16 protein-coding genes are annotated in these 17,337 nt (G+C 64.9%); 11 read left to right on the top strand and 5 right to left on the bottom strand.

The features are described 5' to 3' along the window. Together AC07VX_RS08110 and AC07VX_RS08105 are read left to right on the top strand one after the other, a co-directional pair. Positions 1-1,536 carry an efflux RND transporter periplasmic adaptor subunit gene (locus AC07VX_RS08110; RefSeq protein WP_088481160.1) on the top strand — a complete coding sequence of 512 codons (1,536 nt, stop codon included), beginning with the start codon at positions 1-3 and terminating at the stop codon, positions 1,534-1,536. Beyond that, on the top strand, positions 1,533-4,697 hold the full coding sequence (locus tag AC07VX_RS08105) for an efflux RND transporter permease subunit (protein ID WP_268149209.1): 3,165 nt from the start codon (positions 1,533-1,535) through the stop codon (positions 4,695-4,697). The genes AC07VX_RS08110 and AC07VX_RS08105 overlap by 4 nt, the downstream gene beginning before the upstream one ends. A gap of 284 nt (positions 4,698-4,981) precedes the next feature. Here the strand turns inward: AC07VX_RS08105 and cadR are convergent, their stop codons facing one another. Beyond that, positions 4,982-5,434, bottom strand: a complete 453-nt coding sequence (gene cadR / locus AC07VX_RS08100; protein ID WP_088481162.1) for a Cd(II)/Pb(II)-responsive transcriptional regulator — start codon at positions 5,432-5,434, stop codon at positions 4,982-4,984. Positions 5,435-5,530: 96 nt separating this feature from the next. On the opposite strand from cadR, the gene AC07VX_RS08095 reads away from it, so the two are divergent. The 4 genes from AC07VX_RS08095 to AC07VX_RS08080 all read left to right on the top strand — a co-directional run bounded on the left by AC07VX_RS08095 (position 5,531) and on the right by AC07VX_RS08080 (position 10,740). Next, positions 5,531-7,834: a heavy metal translocating P-type ATPase gene (locus tag AC07VX_RS08095; RefSeq protein WP_378990653.1), complete on the top strand. Its 2,304-nt coding sequence runs from the start codon at positions 5,531-5,533 to the stop codon at positions 7,832-7,834. 57 nt (positions 7,835-7,891) lie between these two features. Beyond that, positions 7,892-9,832: a cytochrome c/FTR1 family iron permease gene (locus AC07VX_RS08090; RefSeq protein WP_088481164.1), complete on the top strand. Its 1,941-nt coding sequence runs from the start codon at positions 7,892-7,894 to the stop codon at positions 9,830-9,832. Then, positions 9,795-10,256: a MipA/OmpV family protein gene (locus AC07VX_RS08085; RefSeq protein ID WP_088481165.1), complete on the top strand. Its 462-nt coding sequence runs from the start codon at positions 9,795-9,797 to the stop codon at positions 10,254-10,256. Before AC07VX_RS08090 ends, AC07VX_RS08085 begins: the two co-directional genes overlap by 38 nt. 79 nt (positions 10,257-10,335) lie before the next feature. Next, positions 10,336-10,740, top strand: a complete 405-nt coding sequence (locus AC07VX_RS08080) for a YkvA family protein (RefSeq protein WP_088481166.1) — start codon at positions 10,336-10,338, stop codon at positions 10,738-10,740. A 180-nt stretch (positions 10,741-10,920) separates the two neighbouring features. Here AC07VX_RS08080 and AC07VX_RS08075 read toward each other — a convergent pair whose 3' ends face one another. Then, entirely contained in the window at positions 10,921-12,015 is a 1,095-nt protein-coding gene (locus AC07VX_RS08075; protein ID WP_268149214.1) for a nickel/cobalt efflux protein RcnA, read from the bottom strand. Positions 12,016-12,099: 84 nt separating this feature from the next. Here AC07VX_RS08075 and AC07VX_RS08070 point away from each other — a divergent pair, with 84 nt between their 5' ends. The 5 genes from AC07VX_RS08070 (at position 12,100) to AC07VX_RS08050 (ending at position 15,022) form a co-directional block, all read left to right on the top strand. Next, positions 12,100-12,381 carry a metal/formaldehyde-sensitive transcriptional repressor gene (locus tag AC07VX_RS08070; protein WP_493164230.1) on the top strand — a complete coding sequence of 94 codons (282 nt, stop codon included), beginning with the start codon at positions 12,100-12,102 and terminating at the stop codon, positions 12,379-12,381. A gap of 148 nt (positions 12,382-12,529) precedes the next feature. Further along, positions 12,530-12,997 (top strand): hypothetical protein, encoded by a 468-nt coding sequence (locus AC07VX_RS08065; RefSeq protein ID WP_268149217.1) that lies wholly within the window; start codon positions 12,530-12,532, stop codon positions 12,995-12,997. Positions 12,998-13,069: 72 nt separating this feature from the next. Further along, entirely contained in the window at positions 13,070-14,191 is a 1,122-nt protein-coding gene (locus AC07VX_RS08060) for an efflux RND transporter periplasmic adaptor subunit (RefSeq protein WP_268149219.1), read from the top strand. Further along, the gene (locus AC07VX_RS08055; protein WP_493164227.1) at positions 14,191-14,394 is read left to right on the top strand and encodes a hypothetical protein; all 204 of its coding nucleotides are present in this window, start codon (positions 14,191-14,193) and stop codon (positions 14,392-14,394) included. The genes AC07VX_RS08060 and AC07VX_RS08055 overlap by 1 nt, the downstream gene beginning before the upstream one ends. Before the next feature lie 7 nt (positions 14,395-14,401). Further along, on the top strand, positions 14,402-15,022 hold the full coding sequence (locus tag AC07VX_RS08050) for a class I SAM-dependent methyltransferase (RefSeq protein WP_493164225.1): 621 nt from the start codon (positions 14,402-14,404) through the stop codon (positions 15,020-15,022). On the opposite strand, the gene tnpC is transcribed toward AC07VX_RS08050, so the two are convergent. The 3 genes from tnpC to tnpA form a co-directional block, all read right to left on the bottom strand. Then, the gene (gene tnpC / locus AC07VX_RS08045; RefSeq protein WP_493164223.1) at positions 14,988-16,553 is read right to left on the bottom strand and encodes an IS66 family transposase; all 1,566 of its coding nucleotides are present in this window, start codon (positions 16,551-16,553) and stop codon (positions 14,988-14,990) included. The genes AC07VX_RS08050 and tnpC overlap by 35 nt on opposite strands. A gap of 64 nt (positions 16,554-16,617) precedes the next feature. Beyond that, positions 16,618-16,947 (bottom strand): IS66 family insertion sequence element accessory protein TnpB, encoded by a 330-nt coding sequence (gene tnpB / locus AC07VX_RS08040; RefSeq protein ID WP_493164221.1) that lies wholly within the window; start codon positions 16,945-16,947, stop codon positions 16,618-16,620. Further along, positions 16,947-17,291, bottom strand: a complete 345-nt coding sequence (gene tnpA / locus AC07VX_RS08035; RefSeq protein ID WP_493164219.1) for an IS66-like element accessory protein TnpA — start codon at positions 17,289-17,291, stop codon at positions 16,947-16,949. The genes tnpB and tnpA overlap by 1 nt, the downstream gene beginning before the upstream one ends. Between the last annotated feature and the right edge of the window lie 46 nt (positions 17,292-17,337).

Below are 17,337 nucleotides of genomic sequence, written 5' to 3'. Positions count from 1 at the left end.
ATGACCTCCAACAAGAAACTGTCCGCCGTCGCCATGCTGCTCGTCGCTGCGGGCGCAGGCCTGGGCTACGGCGTCGCCCATTGGCGTACGGCCTCGATGTCGGACCCATCCGCCACGGTGTCCGGAACCAAAGAGACGACCAAGAGTCCGGCCGGTGAGCGCAAGGCCCTGTATTGGTACGACCCCATGGTGCCGCAGCAGAAGTTCGACAAGCCAGGTAAGTCGCCGTTCATGGACATGCAGCTGGTGCCCAAGTACGCCGATGAGGCGCCCTCAGGTGGCGTTGCCGTCGACCCGCGCGTCGCCCAGACCCTGGGGGTACGCACCGCAACCGTGGAGAAGCAGCGGCTCGGCGCCTCGTTCCAGGTGCCGGCCGTCGTGCAGCTCAACGAACGCGACGTGGCCATCCTGCAGGCGCGCACCGCTGGCTTCGTCCAACGGGTGGCCCGCCTGGCACCGGGCGATGTCGTCGCTAACGGTGCCTTCATCGCCGAACTGCTGGTTCCCGAGTGGGCAGGCGCCCAGCAGGAATTCCTGGCGGTGCGCCAAACGGGCGATGCGGCCCTGACCGCCGCGGCCCGCCAGCGCTTGGTGCTGCTCGGCATGCCGACGTCCCTGATCCAGCAGGTGGAACACAGCGGACAGGTACAGGCGCTCTCCAACGTGCACGCCCCCACCGGCGGGCTGGTACAGGAGTTGATGGTGCGACCCGGCATGACAGTGTCCCAAGGCATGAGCCTCGCCCGCATCACCGGTTTGTCGACCGTCTGGCTAGAAGCCGCCCTCCCCGAAACCCAGGCCAGCGTCGCCCGCGTCGGACAGCCCGTCGAGGTGTTGTTGGCGGCGTTTCCCGGCGAGACACTGCGCGGCAAGATCACAGCGATCCTGCCTGAGGCGAATGCTGAGACACGCACCCTGCGCGTCCGGGCCGAGCTCCCAAATCCGCAAGGCCGGCTGCGGGCGGGGATGTTTGCTCAGATGCGCCTGGGCGGGACGGCCGAAGAGGTGCTCGTCGTGCCTGCCGAGGCCGTGATCCGCACAGGCCAGCGTGCTGTCGTCTATGTGGCTGAGCAGCTTGGGCGCTTTACGCCGGTCCAGGTGCGTCTGGGTCGCGAGCTGGGTGACAAGCTGGAGGTGCTGGAGGGATTGCAGCCCGGCCAACAGGTTGTGGCGTCCGGCCAATTCCTGATCGACTCGGAAGCGAGCATGCAGGGTGTGCTGCAGCGCCAGGCCACTCCGGCAGCGCCTGCTGCCAGCGCGGCTGCCGTGCCGGCGGCCTCATCGACAGCTTCTGCCGTTTCGGCACTTCAGGCGGTCGGCAGGATCGTGGAGCTTTCGGGGCAGAGCGTCACGCTGGATCACAGCGCCGTGCCGGCCCTCAAATGGCCAGCCATGCAGATGGGCTTCCGGCTCGCGCGGCCGGAGCTGGCCAAGGGCGTGAAGGTGGGCGACACCGTCCGCTTCACCTTCCGGGAAAGCCAGGACGGCTATGAAGTCGTCGCCATGCAGCGCGAGACACCGGGAGGCGCACGATGATCGGCGCGCTGATCCGCTGGTCGGTCGGCAATCGCTTCCTGGTGCTGCTGTCCACGCTCTTCCTCGCCGTCGCCGGCGTGCTGTCGCTGCGCTCGACACCGATCGACGCCCTGCCCGACCTGTCCGACGTACAGGTCATCATCCGCACCAGCTACCCCGGCCAGGCGCCACAGATCGTCGAGAACCAGGTCACCTATCCACTGGCGACCACCATGCTGTCGGTGCCCGGCGCCAAGGCCGTGCGGGCGTTCTCCTTCTTCGGCGACTCCTTCGTCTATGTGCTGTTCGATGACGGCACGGACCTGTACTGGGCTCGTTCCCGCGTGCTGGAGTACCTCAGCCAGGTGCAGGGCCGGCTGCCAGCGACGGCCAAGCCCTCGCTCGGCCCCGACGCGACCGGCGTGGGCTGGGTCTTCCAGTACGCCCTCGTGGACCGCACAGGTCGCCATGACCTGTCACAGCTGCGGGCGCTGCAGGATTGGTTCCTCAAGTTCGAGCTGAAGGCCGTCGCCAACGTGGCCGAGGTGGCCACGGTGGGCGGCATGGTCAAGCAGTACCAGGTGGTGGTCGACCCGGCCAAGCTCATCGCCTACGGGATCACGCATAACCAGGTACGCGAGGCGCTGATGAACGGCAACCAGGAGGCTGGCGGCGCCGTGCTGGAGCTGGCCGAGGCCGAGTACATGGTGCGCGCCAGCGGCTTCCTGAAGTCGCTGGATGAATTCCGCAGCATCGTGCTGGCCAGCCGCAACGGCGTGCCGGTGTTGCTGAGCCAGGTCGCGACCGTGCAGGTCGGACCGGAGATGCGCCGTGGCATCACCGAACTGGACGGCGAAGGCGAGGCGGTCGGCGGCGTGGTGATCCTGCGCAACGGCAAGAACGCCCAGGCGACGATTGCCGCGATCAAGGACAAGCTCAAGCAGCTGCAGTCCAGCCTGCCTCAGGGTGTCGAGATCGTCACGACCTATGACCGCAGCTCCTTGATCCAGCGCGCCATCGACAACCTGTCGATGAAGCTGCTCGAAGAGTTTGCGGTGGTCGCCCTGGTCTGCGTGGTTTTCCTGTGGCACCTGCGCTCGGCGTTGGTGGCAATCATCTCGCTGCCGCTGGGCGTGATGGCGGCCTTCCTGGTGATGCAGCAGCAGGGGTTGAACGCCAACATCATGTCGCTCGGGGGTATCGCCATCGCCATCGGCGCCATGGTCGATGCCGCAGTCGTCATGATCGAGAACGCGCATAAGAAGCTGGAGGCTTGGCAGCACGCCCACCCCGGCGAGGAACTGAAGGGCGAAGCGCGCTGGGCAGTCATCACCGACGCCGCAGTCGAGGTCGGCCCGGCGCTGTTCTTCTCGCTGCTGATCATCACGCTGTCCTTCGTGCCGGTCTTTACGTTGCAGGCGCAGGAAGGACGGCTGTTCGGGCCACTGGCCTATACCAAAACCTATGCCATGGCAGCGGCCGCCGGCCTGTCCATCACCCTCATTCCCGTGCTGATGGGTTACTGGATCCGCGGGCGCATTCCCGACGAACAGCGCAACCCCATCACGCGCGCACTGATCGCGCTATACCGCCCCGCGCTGGACGCGGTCCTGCGCTGGCCCAAGGCCACGCTCGTCGTGGCCGTCGCGGTCTTCGCCACCACCGCCTGGCCCGTGATGCGCCTGGGTGGCGAGTTCCTGCCGCCGCTGGATGAGGGTGACCTGCTGTACATGCCTTCCGCACTGCCAGGTTTGTCCGCCCAGAAGGCCGCCGAGCTGCTGCAGATCACCGATCGCATGATCAAGACGGTGCCAGAGGTGCAACGGGTGTTTGGCAAGGCCGGCCGGGCGGAGACCGCTACCGACCCCGCGCCGCTGGAGATGTTCGAAACCACCGTGCAGCTCAAGCCACGCGATCAGTGGCGCCCTGGCATGACCCCGGAAAAACTCGTCGAGGAGCTTGATCGCACGGTGAAAGTGCCGGGCCTGACCAACATCTGGATCCCGCCGATCCGCAATCGCATCGACATGCTGGCCACCGGCATCAAGAGCCCCATCGGCGTGAAGGTGTCCGGCACCGATCTCTCCGCGATTGACCGGATCGCCGCCCAGGTCGAGGCGGCCGCCAAGAACGTGCCGGGCGTCAGCTCGGCGCTGGCCGAGCGGCTGACCGGCGGACGCTATGTCGACGTGCAGATCGACCGCGTGGCCGCCGCGCGCTACGGCATGAACGTGAGCGACATTCAGTCCGTGATCTCAGGGGCGATAGGCGGCGAGAACGTCGGCGAGACGGTAGAAGGCCTGGCGCGCTTCCCCATCAACCTGCGCTATCCGCGCGAGCTGCGCGATACGCCGGAGAAGCTGCGCAATCTGCCGGTGCTCACGCCCGCTGGCCAGCAGGTGACGCTCGGCACTCTGGCAGCCGTGACCCTCGTTGACGGACCACCCATGCTCAAGAGCGAGAACGCCCGCCCATCGGGCTGGGTCTACATCGACGTGCGAGGACGGGACATCGCCTCGGTGGTTGGCGATTTGCGGCGGGAGGTCGCCCAACAGGTGCGGCTCGAGCCAGGCATGAGCCTGGCCTACTCTGGCCAGTTCGAATACATGGAGCGGGCCAACGAACGGCTCAAGGTGGTGGTGCCTGCCACGCTCTTGATCATCTTCGTGCTGCTGTACCTGACGTTCCGGCGCGCCGAGGAGGCTGCCCTCATCATGGCCACGTTGCCGCTGGCGCTGACCGGAGGAATCTGGTTCCTCTACCTGTTGGGCTACAACCTGTCCGTGGCCACCGGCGTTGGCTTCATCGCGCTGGCGGGCGTATCGGCCGAGTTCGGCGTCGTCATGCTGCTGTATCTCAAGCACGCCCTGGAAGACCGGATGCGCGCCGGTATGCCCATCACACGCGAGGTCGTGCTCGACGCCATCCGTGAGGGTGCAGTGCTGCGCGTGCGTCCGAAGGCGATGACGGTGGCCGTGATCCTCGCCGGCCTGCTGCCCATCGTCTGGGGATCTGGCACGGGCTCCGAGGTCATGAGCCGCATTGCTGCGCCGATGCTGGGCGGGATGGTGACGGCACCGCTGCTGTCGCTTTTCGTGGTCCCAGCCGCGTTTGCCTTGATGCGCGTGCGACGCGTCAATAACTATCCCCATCATCACGAGCCGACAGGCCAAGTCACTTGAGCTGCGCTTATCGGTATGACTTGGCCGCAGCAGGCTTGACGATGAAACTTTCGCTGCCATGGCATCCGTCAAGTTTCCATTTGCGGTTGGAATCCCGGCGGCGGGCGTCCAGGCGAGGCAGAAAAAACGCGGCCCCGGCAAGAGCCGGGGCCATAAAGCTTCGACGCTGTCATCACGCCGACGCTCCTGCTCAGGGAGGTAAAGCAGGGAGACCAGCACCGCCAGTCTCGAGAGCAACTTTAGCAGCCAACGCCCCTTTGTTTGCGCGGCGGGTATACCGACTCTCAGTGCTTGTGCACCGAGCGCAGATGGCTTGCACTCTGATCCGCCGGCGTTTTCTCTTGCGAAGCTTCGGCGAGACCGGAAAGGATGCCGCACTGGTCCGTGCGCCTGGCGTCCCCACAACGCTGGCGAAGTTCCTTGAGCTGCTGTTCCAGCGCTCGCAGCTCCTTGATGCGCTTGGACACGTGTCCGATGTGCTCGTCGAGCAGCGAGTTGACGTCCCCGCAGTCCTCACCAGGTGCGTCCCTGAAGCGCAGCAGAACACGAACCTCGTCCAGCGACATGTCGAGGCCTCGGCAGTAGCGAATGAACTGAAGCCGCTCCAGGTGCGGCGCCTCGTACACACGAAAGTTGCCCTGCGTACGGCCAGGCGCAGGCAGCAACCCCTCCCGCTCGTAGAAGCGGATGGTCTCGATGGGCGTTGTTGACGCAGCGGACAAGTCACCAATCTTCATGGGTCCCCCGGGGCTTACAGGACAGAAGTGTAGGGACTTGACTCTGTAGCAGCTACAGGTTGTCAAATACCCTCAATAGCTGAAGAACGATCAAGCATGAGCACCCACAAGCACGACCACAGTGACCACGCGGAGCACCATCATGAGGACGGCCATGCTCATGGGTCCGGGCACGGGCACGGGCATGGCGATGCACATGAGCACGGGCATGGCGATGCACATGAGCACGGGCGTGAGCCGTCGTGCTGTGGCACTGCATCCGTCGCAGCGGCGAAGGCCCAGACATCCACTGCGTCTGGCGGCCTGCTGCTGCGCATTCCCTCCATGGACTGCCCGACCGAGGAAGGACAGATACGCCGCGCGTTGGAGGGTTTCCCCGAAGTACGAGGATTGCGGTTCGATCTGCCGGCACGCGCGCTGGACATCGACGCCCCGCCGGCAGCCTGGGAGCCCGTCATTGCCGCCATCAATGGCATCGGCTTCAAGACGGAGACGCTGTCGGCGCCGCCTCCTGCGGAGGACACTGCAAAGGCTCAGCGCACCGAGTTGACGCGCCTGGTTGCGGCGCTGCTGGTTGCCATTGCTGCGGAGCTGGTTGACTTCTTCGCGCCGGACATGCTGGCCTGGAAGGTCGTCGGTATGGCTGTTGCAGCCGGGGCAATTTGGCTTTCTGGTCTTGCCGTGTTCCGCAAAGGCCTTTCTGCCATCGTGCGGCGTGACCTCAACATCAACGCCCTGATGTCGGTGGCGGTCGCAGGCGCGTTCGTCATTGGGCAATGGCCTGAAGCGGCGATGGTGATGGCGCTGTATTCCCTGGCGGAGCTCATCGAGGCACGCTCGGTTGAGCGTGCGCGCAACGCCATCACTGGCCTTCTCGCGCTGTCACCGCCACAGGTGGAGGTGCGCCAAGCCGACGGCACATGGACCAGCGCGGACGCCAAGACGGTGGCAGTTGGGGCGACGGCGCGCGTGAAGCCTGGCGAACGCTTCGCCCTTGATGGTCGCGTGACCGCGGGCCAGGGCGCTGTGGATCAGTCCCCCGTTACCGGCGAGAGCATTCCCATCGACAAGGCACCGGGCGATGACGTCTTCGCAGGGACCATCAACCAGAGCGGTGCCCTCGAGTTCGAAGTGACCAAGCCCGCCAGCGACACAGTGCTGGCCCGCATCATCCATGCCGTCGAAGCTGCCCAGGGGCAGCGGGCGCCTACCCAGCGCTTCGTCGACAAGTTCGCTGCCATCTACACCCCGGCCGTCTTCGTGCTGGCGCTGGCGGTCGCCGTCGGAACGCCCTTCATCATGGGCTGGCCGTGGCTGACGGCGGTCTACAAGGCGCTGGTGCTGCTCGTCATCGCCTGCCCTTGCGCACTCGTCATCTCGACGCCGGTTACCGTCGTCAGCGGCTTGGCTGCCGCGGCGCGACGCGGCATCCTCATCAAGGGTGGCGTTTACCTCGAAGAGGCTCGCAAGCTCAAGGTAGTCGCGCTCGACAAGACCGGTACGCTGACCGAGGGAAAGCCGCGCCTCGTCGCACAGGCGGCGCTGTCGCAGAGCCTTCCTGAAGCCGAGGTGTTGCGCATTGCCAAGAGCCTGGCCTCGCGCTCTGACCACCCGGTGTCCAAGGCTGTGTCCAACGGCTTGGACGGGGAAGAGCTGGCCGTCGAAGACTTCGGCGCCGACATGGGCCGAGGCGTTCACGGCACCATCCACGGACGTAAGTACATCCTCGGCAATCACCGCTGGGTGCACGAGCGAGGCCTGTGCTCCGCAGAGCTGGAGGCGCGGCTGGAAGAGCACGAGGCGCAAGGGCACACGCTGTCATTGCTGGCAGACAGCGAGCGAGTCCTGGGACTGTTCGCGGTCGCCGACACCGTCAAGGAGACCAGCAGGCAAGCCGTCGCCGATCTGAAGACTCTGGGCATCCGGTCAATCATGCTGACCGGCGACAACCCGTCGACCGCCAAGGCAATCGCCGGCCAGGTCGGCATCGACGACGTTCAGGCCAACCTGCTCCCCGAGGACAAGCTCAAGGTGATTTCCGAGCTGGGTCAAACCCAGCAGACGGGCATGGTCGGCGATGGCGTCAACGATTCGCCGAGCCTGGCTGCGGCGTCGGTGGGCTTCTCCATGGGCGGTGCTGGCACCGATACCGCGAAGGAAGCGGCCGACGTGCTCATCATGAACGACGACCTGCGCAAAGTGCCCGAGACCATCCGGCTTTCGAAACGGACGCACGCCATCCTCTGGCAAAACATCGTCCTCGCGCTTGGCATCAAGGCCGTGTTCTTCGTCCTCGCAGTCTTCGGCAGCGCCACCATGTGGATGGCCGTCTTCGCCGACATGGGCGCGAGCCTGCTGGTTGTCTTCAACGGTCTGCGCCTGTTGAAAAGCACTCGCTAAATCCATCGGCCACATCGGCTCGCATCGTGCGGGCCATCTTTTTGCTCGAGAACCGAAATGAGTCTCACTAAGACAGTCCATCGCAGCGCCAGGGGGCTGGCCATCCTGGTCACGTTCCTCTTCTCAAGCGTGTCGCAGGCGTCGGAAGCCGACGTGAAGCGCGTTTGGCAAATCCTCGACTACTTGGCTGTCGACTACGCCGGCGCCGTCAAGGATGGCAAGGTCGTCTCTCAGTCCGAGTACGACGAGATGAAGGAGTTCGCACTGACGGCGCGAACCAAAATCGCGACGCTCGAAACCAAGAGCGAGCAGCCCGCGTTGATTGCACAGGCTACGGAGCTTGAAGCAGCCATCGGCGCTCGAGCTGACGCAAGCAAGGTTGGCGCGCTGTCCAAGGCGTTGGCCAAGTACCTTGTCGCCGTCTATCCCGTCCCGCTGGCGCCCTCGAGAATTCCGGACGTTGGGCTCGGGGCGAAGATCTACGCCCAGAACTGCGCCAGCTGCCACGGCGCGACTGGCAACGGCGACGGCCCCGTGGGGAAGTCACTGAACCCTAAGCCCATCGCGTTCACTGACAAAGAGCGTGCAAGTCAACGCAGCCTCTTTGCGCTCTACCAAGCTGTGTCGCAAGGTCTCGCCGGCACGGCGATGCCCGCGTTCGGTCAGCTGTCTGAAGAAGACCGATGGGCTGTGGCGACTTACCTGGGCACCTTTGCGCACGACAGCAGCGAAATCGAGCAAGGCAAGAAGGTGTGGAGCGAAGGAGAAAGGGCGAAGGCCGCTGTCCCCAATGTCGACCGCTTCGTCGGCCTCACGCAGAACGACTTGGCTGAGACGCTGAGCGGAAAGGAAGCGAGCGTGGTCATGGCGTACCTGCATGCAAATCCGGATGCGCTCAACCAGGCTCCTGCTGGTGACCTGACGCTCGCGCGAAAGCAGCTGCAGCTCAGCTTGGCGGCCTACAAGGCCGGTGACATCAAGAAGGCTCAAGACCTTGCTCTATCTTCCTACTTGGACGGTGTTGAGCCCTATGAGCATGCATTGGCTGCAAAGGATGGCTCGCTGAAAAGCCAGATTGAAGTGGCGATGAGCCGCTACCGGTCACAGCTTTCAGACAAGGCTCCGATTGACCGAGTAGCCGCATCTGCTTCTGATGTGGAGCGTCTCTTCACCCAGGGGGACCAGGTGCTCTCTGACTCGAAGGCAGACTCGACGGCTGCCTTCTTGGGGAGCCTCACCATCCTGCTACGAGAAGGTCTTGAAGCTCTGCTGGTCGTGGTGGGCATGATTGCGTTCCTGCGAAAGGCGGAACGCCCGGACGTGCTCGGCTACGTTCACGCCGGCTGGCTGACGGCCCTCGCCGCAGGTGCGGCAACGTGGGGGGCCGCGACGTACCTCGTCACCATCAGCGGCGCCAACCGTGAGGTGACAGAAGGGCTGTCGAGTCTGTTCGCCGCCGCGGTGTTGGTCAGTGTGGGCATCTGGATGCACCAGAAGAGCGTTGCTGGTCAGTGGCAGGTCTATCTGCGCGAACGCATGTCTGCAGCCTTGAACCGGAAGTCAGCGTTTTTCATGTTCGGTCTGGCCTTCGTTGCGGTGTATCGCGAGGTCTTCGAGACCATCCTGTTCTACGCGGCGCTCTGGGGCCAGGGCAATGACCGCGCGATCTTGGTTGGCCTGGCGGCCGGCGTCCTGTGCCTGGCAGCAATCACCGTCTTGCTGCTGCGCTTCAGCGCAAAGCTACCCATCGGCAAGTTCTTCTCCGCCAGCTCCTGGCTCGTCGCCGTGCTCGCCGTTGTCCTGACCGGCAAGGGTGTAGCCGCACTGCAGGAAGCCGGTTGGATTGCCCCTAGCGCCCTGCCATCGCCGCGCGTTGAGCTGCTAGGCGTATACCCTTCCACCATCGGGCTCGCCGCCCAAGCGGTCGTTCTGGCGTTCGTGTCGGGGTTCTTCCTGTGGAATGGACGTGCGCAATCCAAGCCGGAGCAGCACGCATGACGCCTGGAGGACCGCCTCGCCTTGGCGCAGTCCGGATCGCAGTCTGCCTAGCGACGGCACGGCCGGAGCGCTAAAGGCTCGCGGTAGCATCACCAGTTATCCGGCGGTCGGATTGGGGGGCAATGGCATCGAGAAGCAGCATCCCGCCAGCAACGCGACGTTGCGCCTGAGACCGTATTTTGACGCCGGCATCACTCCGGAGCAGGCGGCTTCCACCACGCTCCCGGCACACACGCCCAGTGCCGGGCTGCGCAACGCATACGCTGGGGTGGGATTCATCACCGCTCTCACGCCGCGTTGGATCCTCTTCGGCAACGCGGGGACATCGAGATTGATCGGTGATGCGGCCGCCAGTCCGCTGACCCTGAACCGCAGTTCCTACTCGGCTGGCCTGGGCCTGGCGTATCGCTGCTGCCGTTGGTAGGCGCCGCAAATCCTGATGGAGGGTGTGACTGGTCGGCGGTCCGCGCGCGGGGCACGTCGTAGCACGCCACACTGACGCCATGCATCTGATCCACAAAGTACGCGCATGGGCACGAAGCATCAAGCGCGACGCGTTGACTCTCTGGTTCGCACGTCGCCATCCCGATGCGCCATTGATCTCAAAACTGCTCGCCGCGTTCGTCGTGGCCTACGCGCTGAGTCCGATCGACCTCATCCCGGACTTCATCCCGGTGCTCGGCTACGTCGACGATGTGCTGCTGCTGCCTGGCTTGATATGGCTGGCTATCCGTCTGCTGCCCGCGTCTGTGTTGGACGCGGCACGCCTTGAAGCCGAGACCTGGATCACCGGCCGGCGCGACAAGCCGCGCAGCGTGGTCGGAGCGGCCGTGATCATCTCGATATGGTTGATCGTTGCTGTTGCGATTTCACTGTGGGCAGCTCGACATTTCCAGTTCGGCGTTTGAGTCGAGTGGTAGATTCGAGATCGAAGCTTGGCTGCGGCCAGTTTCCCTGCTTTTCCTCCCTGAGCAGGCGCGTTAACGTTATGACAGCGAAGATGCGTTGAGCCCCGGCCAGCCCGGGGCTTTTGTTTTTCTGCTGCAGCCGCAACGCTTTTCTCGAGCTTGGCGCTGTTGACCCTGGATTCACGCCCCCAACAACTTGAGCGCGTGCAAGCCTTCATAGCCGACATAGAGCCCGACGAGCAATATCAAGGCGCTTGAGAAGTACGGCGCCTTGCGTGCGAACGCTCCGAAGCCGCTCCAGCGCTTGGATACGTGCTTGACGCTCAACGCGGCGAGCGCGCCCGACGTCACCATCGTCAACGCCAGGCCGATGCTGAAGCACAAGACCAACGCTGCGCCCAGCGTGAACTTCTTCAGCTGCAGGCACAGCAGCAACACGGTGATGGATGCGGGACAAGGGATCAGCCCACCGGTCAGGCCGAAGATGATGATCTGGCCTGTGGTGACATTGCGGTTGGCAAAGCGGCGCTTGATATCGTTCGCATGAGCGCGCTCGTGTGCGTCTTGAAACTCCAAGTCGCCTGCTTCAAGCTCGTCATGGGTGTGCTGGTGTTCTTCAAACGTCAGTGAATAGTCGTGGTGCTCTCCACCGAGGCCCAGACTGACTTGGGCTTTGAACGCGTGCGGCTCGGGAATCTCGTCAAGGGACTCTAGGAATCCGTCCTTGCGAACGAACTTGAAGAGCTGCCGGCCGCCATCCTCACGAATCGTCGTGACCTCCGCTTCCGCAGCGTCCCAGCCCTGTCCGCTCTCCGCGATCAGGCGAAAGCGCGGCGGCGCGTTGGTCTCGAAGATCTCGACACGCAGCACGCCGTGACCGGTGACGATGCGTTGCGGCTCGTCGTGCCCGTGGTCATGGTGATGATCGTGCTCGTGCTGGTCGCGCCAGGTACGCCACAGCATCCAGACCGCGACAGCGATGATGAGGACCGCAGAAGCGACCTGGAAGTAGGGCTCGGTCGCTTCCGCCTGCCAGTTCCGCCCAAAGTACAGGCCAGCCAAAGCTACGAGCCAGACGACCGCCGTATGTGACAGCGTGGCAGACAGCCCAAGCAGGATGGCCTGCGTCATCGTGCCGCGGATCGCGACGATGAAGGCGGCCATCATGGTCTTGGAATGCCCGGGCTCCAGCCCGTGAAGCGCGCCCAACAGGATGGCGCTGGGAACGAACAGCCAAGCGTTGCCTTGCTGCAGCAGGGTTGCAAAGTCGGTCATGATGCGGGCGCACCGGATGCCATTTGGCGCGCACGGAATTTGAATGAAGGTACTCTACCCCAGTACCCTACCTAGGCGAACAGAATGACGCACACCGTCAAAGGACAAAAGAGCTTGCTGGCGCGGGTGCGCCGCATCAAGGGCCAAGCCGATGGGCTCGAGCGCCTCATCGAGACTGGTGAGGACATGGACTGCGGCAAGGTCCTTCAGCAGATTGCAGCTATCCGCGGTGCCGTCGCAGGCCTGATGGCCGAAGTTCTGGAAGGACATCTTCGCGATCACGTCGCGGCAGTCGACATCACGCCGGCCCAGCGTCAGGTCGAGGTCGATGAAGTCGTTGCGATCTTGCGAACCTACTTGAAGTAGCTGCGTCTCCAGCGGTCATCCTTCACAATCTTAAAGGTACCCCCACCCAGTACCTTGCCAGCGGACGGTCGATGCCGCATACTGCCGTTCGCATGAAATCGTCGGTGGAGCCCCACCGCTTCACTGAACTCGCCAAATCAAACCTCCCATGAGTCAGACCCCTACCATCGCTCGGCAGCCCGTCGTCAAGACGGCTTTGCTCATGCGCTGGTTTGTCGTTCTGCTCGTGGCGTTCGATCTCCTGAGCGCCCCGTTGCATGCCCACGCCCATGACATGGGCCCCGACATGCTGCTGCCTCACACGCACCAGGAGGCACACCGTGAAGTTCATGCCGATCATGTAGATCCGGATGTGAACAGCGAGTGGTCTCACGCCGAAGAAGCTGTCCACGACACGCTAGGGCACTCGAACGCCGCGCTGCGCGCCTCGGACGGTAGGGTTGACGTAAGTCCCTCCCTGGACCTCATCGTCTCCCGCGTGTGGGAAATCGTGGTTCGCCCCTGCGACGATCCCTTGGCGGTGCTGCCGGGAACGCCGGCGGCCGACCACATCCCGATACCCAGTCGTTGTACGTTGCGCCCCGAGGGGCGCGCACCTCCCCTGCTCCACAGCTGATCGCACGTCGCGCCGCACTGCGGCGCCGGATCTCGGCCGCCCCTGTCATGGCGGTCACTGTGGAGTTCTCCCATGTTTCAAATGCCCCGGGCGCGCGCTCTCGCGTCCGCAATTCCTGGCGCGCTCCTCTGCGCCGGCCTGCCTCTGTCCGCCATTGCAGCTGAGCCCGCCGCCGAGTTCGCCGTTTCGCCAGCCCAGATGCAGTCTCTGGGCGTCACGGTGCGCAAGTTGGACCAGCCCGCGGCGATCGCCGGCCTGGCCTCGCCAGCGCGGGTCGTTCTGCCGCCGAACCAAGACATCATGGTCAGCGCGCCGGTCGATGGCGTCATCGACCGGCTGCTCATCAATCCTCAGGATGTAGTCAAGACAGGCCAGCCGCTACTGCGGATCGCCAGCCCGGCCTACGGTGATCTTCAGCTCAAGCTCATGGAAGCCGACAGCCGCGCGAAGCTGGCAAGGCAGACCATGGAGCGCGAAAAGCAACTCCTCGCTGAGGGCATCATCCCCGGGCGGCGAGTGCAGGAAGCGCAGGCCGCGCAAGCCGGCGCGGATGCCGCGGTGAGGCAGGCCGAAGCCGCCCTGCGCCTTGCCGGCGCTGACGCTGCATCGGCGCGCAAGGCAGCGGCAAACGGCAGCCTGGATGACGCAATCACCGTCCGTGCACGCAGTGATGGCCTGGTGGCGTCGCTGGACGCCAAGCTTGGCCAGCGTGTGAAAGAAGCAGATCCCCTGCTGCGAATCGCCAACCTCCGCGAGTTGTGGCTGGAGGTGCAGGTGGCCGCCGGTACGGCGGTCCCACGAAATGCCGAGATCACAGTTCCTGGTCGCGACGTCAGCGCCTCTGCCATGTCAGTCGGCTCGCTGGTGGGAGAAGGCCAAACCCAGACCCTCAGGGCCCGGGTCACGAAAGGCGTAGACAAGCTGCGCCCGGGAGAGGTCGTGCAGGCACGCGTGCCGTTTGCTGCTGCCGGCGGCGGCTGGGGCCTTCCGCTGGCATCAGTCACGTACCAAGACGACAAGGCCTATGTCTTCGTGCGCAGCACAAAGGGCTTTGTCGCCGTGCCGGTGACCGTCGTCAGCAGCGCCGGCCAAGCCCTGCAAGTGCATGGCAACCTGAAAAGCGGCCAGGAAGTGGCAGTGACCTCTGTCATCGCGCTCAAGTCAGCTTGGTTGGGCATGGGCGGAGGCGAGTGATGCTGACCCGCCTCGTTCAATTTGCGCTCTCACAGCGCATCTTCATCCTGCTGGGGGCTGCCTTGCTGGCGGGCTTCGGCTGGTACGCCTTCCGCAACCTCCCCATCGACGTAAGCGTCCGGCCATCCCCTCTTGACTGCGCCGAATCGAGCTCACCGCTACATTGGGTGGATTCGCCGACTCACGGCATATCCGGTTCATGAGGCTCAGATGCAATCCAAGGAACATTGGGAGCAGGTCTATACGACGAAGTCCGAGAACGGCGTCAGCTGGTTCCAGGAGCACGCGCGTCAATCGGTCGAGCTCATCGCGCGCACGCGGGTGTCCAAGGAGGCGAGCATCATCGACGTCGGCGGGGGCGCTTCAACTTTGGTCGACGATCTGCTGGCCAATGGCTACCAGCATGTCACGGTCCTGGACCTGTCGGAGGCCGCGCTGGCTGCATCGCGTGCACGGCTTTGCGAGCGAGCATCCGGTGTGAGTTGGCTCACTGGCGACATCACGAAGGTCGAGCTTCCGCGCCATGCCTACGATGTCTGGCACGATCGCGCCGTCTTCCACTTCCTCACGACTCGCGAAGAGCGCGAGGCCTACGTCAACGCGGTCATGCGCGCAGTCAAGCCCGGCGGCCACGTCATCGTGGCGACGTTCGCCGAGGACGGCCCGGAGAAGTGCAGCGGGTTGCCCGTGATGCGCTACAGCGCCGATGGCCTGCATGCGGAGTTCGGCGCTCCGTTCACGCTGCTGCAGCAGGAGCGCGAAGAGCATCACACGCCCTTCGGCACCGTGCAGAAGTTCATCTACTGCCTGTGCCGCAAGGAGCCGAGCTGATCGTCGGTGCTTTCCAGCGATGAGGCAGCAGCTCGTCGATCCGGCTGGCGGGCTGCGTCGGCAGTCGCTCCAGCACATCACACAAGTACGCATAGGGGTCAAGCGCATTGAGCTTTGCCGAGTGGATCAGGCTCATCACGGCCGCTGCCCGCTTGCCCGCGCGCGAACTGCCGGCGAACAGCCAGTTCTGCCGCCCCAGCGCGATGGGCCGGATGCGGTTTTCCACCCAGTTGTTGTCGATGGGCAGATCGCCGTCGTCGAGGTAGCGTGTCAGCGCCGCCCAGCGCTTGAGGCTGTAGTCGATGGCCCTGACCGTGGCTGAGCCATCCGGCACACGCTGGCGCTGTTGCCGCAGCCACTGGTTCAGGGCATCGGCCAGCGGCCGGGCGGCTCGGCGGGCTTCAAGCCGAGTCGTGCTGTCGGCGTTGGCGGTGGTTCGCTCGACCTCGTAGAGCTGGCCGAAGAACTTCAGCGCCAGCTCGCCGACCTGGCTGCCGTGGTTGGCCCAGAGTTCATGGAACTTACGCCGGGCGTGCGCCATGCAGCCGACCTCGGTCACCCCCAGCTCGAAGCAAGCCTTGTAGCCGGCGAAGTCGTCACAGACGAGCTTGCCTTGCCAAGCTGGCTTGCCCGGCGTTCCCGGCAAGCCGAGGAAGTCACGGGCGTGCTGGCCACCACGGCTGTCGGCGAAGTCGAAGACGACGGCCTGCAACGTGCTGAACTGCGTGCTGCAGTAGCTCCAGAGGTAGGCCCGATGGGTCTTGCCATCGCGCTGCCCGGCGGGCTTGAGCATGGCCACCGGCGTCTCGTCAGCGTGCAACACCGGCTGGCGCAGCAGCTCGGCGGTCAGCGCGTCAACGAGGGGCTGCAGTTGCACGCCGCACTCGCCGACCCACTGCGCCAGCGTGGAGCGCGAGATGGCGTGGCCGGCACGCTCGAAGATGGCCTCCTGCCGGTACAGCGGCAGGTGGTCCAGGTACTTGGCCACGAGCACCTGGGCCAGCAGGCCTGTCGTCGGCAGGCCCTTGTCGATGATGTGTGGCGCGACCGGCGCCTGCACGATGCGCTCGCAGCACTTGCACACCCACTTGCCGCGGATGTGGCGCTCCACCGTGAAGACGCCCGGCTGGTAGTCCAGCTTCTCGGCCACGTCCTCGCCGATGCGCTGCATGGCCTGGCCGCAACCGCAGGTGGTGTTCTCGGGCTCGTGGCACACGTCGCGACGCGGCAGATGCGCCGGCAGCTTCTCACGCCGAGGCTGCTGCCGCTCGCCCGCGGCGCGTCCTGGTTGCAGCGCCTCAATCTCGGCGGCCACCGCCGCCAGGTCGCTGTCCAACGTCTCGTCCAGCAAGCTCTTCTGCTCGGCGCTGAAGCGCTCGCTCTGCGCGGCGAACTTCAGCCGCTTGAGGATGGCGTTCTCGTGGGTGAGCTTGTCGATGACGGCCTGTTTGAACGCCGCTTCGGCGCGTGCAGACCGCAGGGCGTCGCGCAGTTGCTGGGCATCGAGCGTGTCGAGGTCGTCGGCAATCACGAGACGTGATGCTGCTAGCCCCAGGGCATGCTGCCCATCGGCAGATGCCGCAATGGACGCGGTGCTACAGCAGCGTGATGACGCCGGCCTCGCCGACGTGCTGCCAAGGCAGGCCCAGCACCAGGGCGTCGAACTGAGTGCGGCTCAGGCTCAACGTGCCAGACACGTCACGGGGCCAGACGAAGCGGCCGGCGTTTAGGCGGCGGGCCGCCAGCCACACGCCGATGCCGTCATGCACGAGCACCTTCATGCGGTTGGCCCGGCGGTTGGCGAACAAGTAGGCGTGGTGAGGGCGCGCTGCGCCGAACACAGCCACGACGCGCCGAAGGGCAGCCTCGGTGCCGGCCCGCATGTCCAGCGGCTCGACCGCCAGCCACACCGCATCGACCCGCATCAACGCAGCAGCTCGCGCATCCAGGCGGCGCAGGCAGTCGCGCCTGTCATCGGCCAACGCACGCGCACATGGACCGGGCCGCGCTGCAGCTCCAGTTCGATGGACTGCGCCGGCTCGCACGGCGGCGCCTCGGTGACGACCGACACCGGGACGAAAGCAGGGGAGCCAGCAGGCTCGCCATCTTGCACAGCCAAGCGCCGCCACTTGTGCACCAGGTTGGCGTTGAGGCCGTAGCTCATCGCCACCTGGGCCACGGACGCGCCAGGCGCCGCGCATGCGGCGATGACTTGACGTTTCAGTTCTGCATGGTGACGCCGGCGACTGGCCGGCTTGGCGTCTGACATGGTGTCCACCTATTTGCGTTGGTGGACACCATCCTGGCTGCCTCAG

This window comes from Roseateles sp. GW821-FHT03B02, assembly GCF_059421025.1.
Note: the sequence above shows the minus strand (reverse complement) of the source record. Positions and strands in the feature narration are given on the sequence as shown.

Bases quoted from the DNA above. Each gene is read 5' to 3' on its own strand.
- tnpA (WP_493164219.1), bottom strand. From the start codon at position 17,291: ATGTCAGACGCCAAGCCGGCCAGTCGCCGGCGTCACCATGCAGAACTG.
- tnpB (WP_493164221.1), bottom strand. From the start codon at position 16,947: ATGCGGGTCGATGCGGTGTGGCTGGCGGTCGAGCCGCTGGACATGCGG.
- AC07VX_RS08065 (WP_268149217.1), top strand. From the start codon at position 12,530: ATGAGTCAGACCCCTACCATCGCTCGGCAGCCCGTCGTCAAGACGGCT.
- AC07VX_RS08055 (WP_493164227.1), top strand. From the start codon at position 14,191: ATGCTGACCCGCCTCGTTCAATTTGCGCTCTCACAGCGCATCTTCATC.
- AC07VX_RS08085 (WP_088481165.1), top strand. From the start codon at position 9,795: ATGGACGTGCGCAATCCAAGCCGGAGCAGCACGCATGACGCCTGGAGG.
- cadR (WP_088481162.1), bottom strand. From the start codon at position 5,434: ATGAAGATTGGTGACTTGTCCGCTGCGTCAACAACGCCCATCGAGACC.
- AC07VX_RS08050 (WP_493164225.1), top strand. From the start codon at position 14,402: ATGCAATCCAAGGAACATTGGGAGCAGGTCTATACGACGAAGTCCGAG.
- AC07VX_RS08060 (WP_268149219.1), top strand. From the start codon at position 13,070: ATGTTTCAAATGCCCCGGGCGCGCGCTCTCGCGTCCGCAATTCCTGGC.
- AC07VX_RS08080 (WP_088481166.1), top strand. From the start codon at position 10,336: ATGCATCTGATCCACAAAGTACGCGCATGGGCACGAAGCATCAAGCGC.
- AC07VX_RS08090 (WP_088481164.1), top strand. From the start codon at position 7,892: ATGAGTCTCACTAAGACAGTCCATCGCAGCGCCAGGGGGCTGGCCATC.
- AC07VX_RS08110 (WP_088481160.1), top strand. From the start codon at position 1: ATGACCTCCAACAAGAAACTGTCCGCCGTCGCCATGCTGCTCGTCGCT.
- AC07VX_RS08105 (WP_268149209.1), top strand. From the start codon at position 1,533: ATGATCGGCGCGCTGATCCGCTGGTCGGTCGGCAATCGCTTCCTGGTG.
- AC07VX_RS08095 (WP_378990653.1), top strand. From the start codon at position 5,531: ATGAGCACCCACAAGCACGACCACAGTGACCACGCGGAGCACCATCAT.
- AC07VX_RS08070 (WP_493164230.1), top strand. From the start codon at position 12,100: ATGACGCACACCGTCAAAGGACAAAAGAGCTTGCTGGCGCGGGTGCGC.
- AC07VX_RS08075 (WP_268149214.1), bottom strand. From the start codon at position 12,015: ATGACCGACTTTGCAACCCTGCTGCAGCAAGGCAACGCTTGGCTGTTC.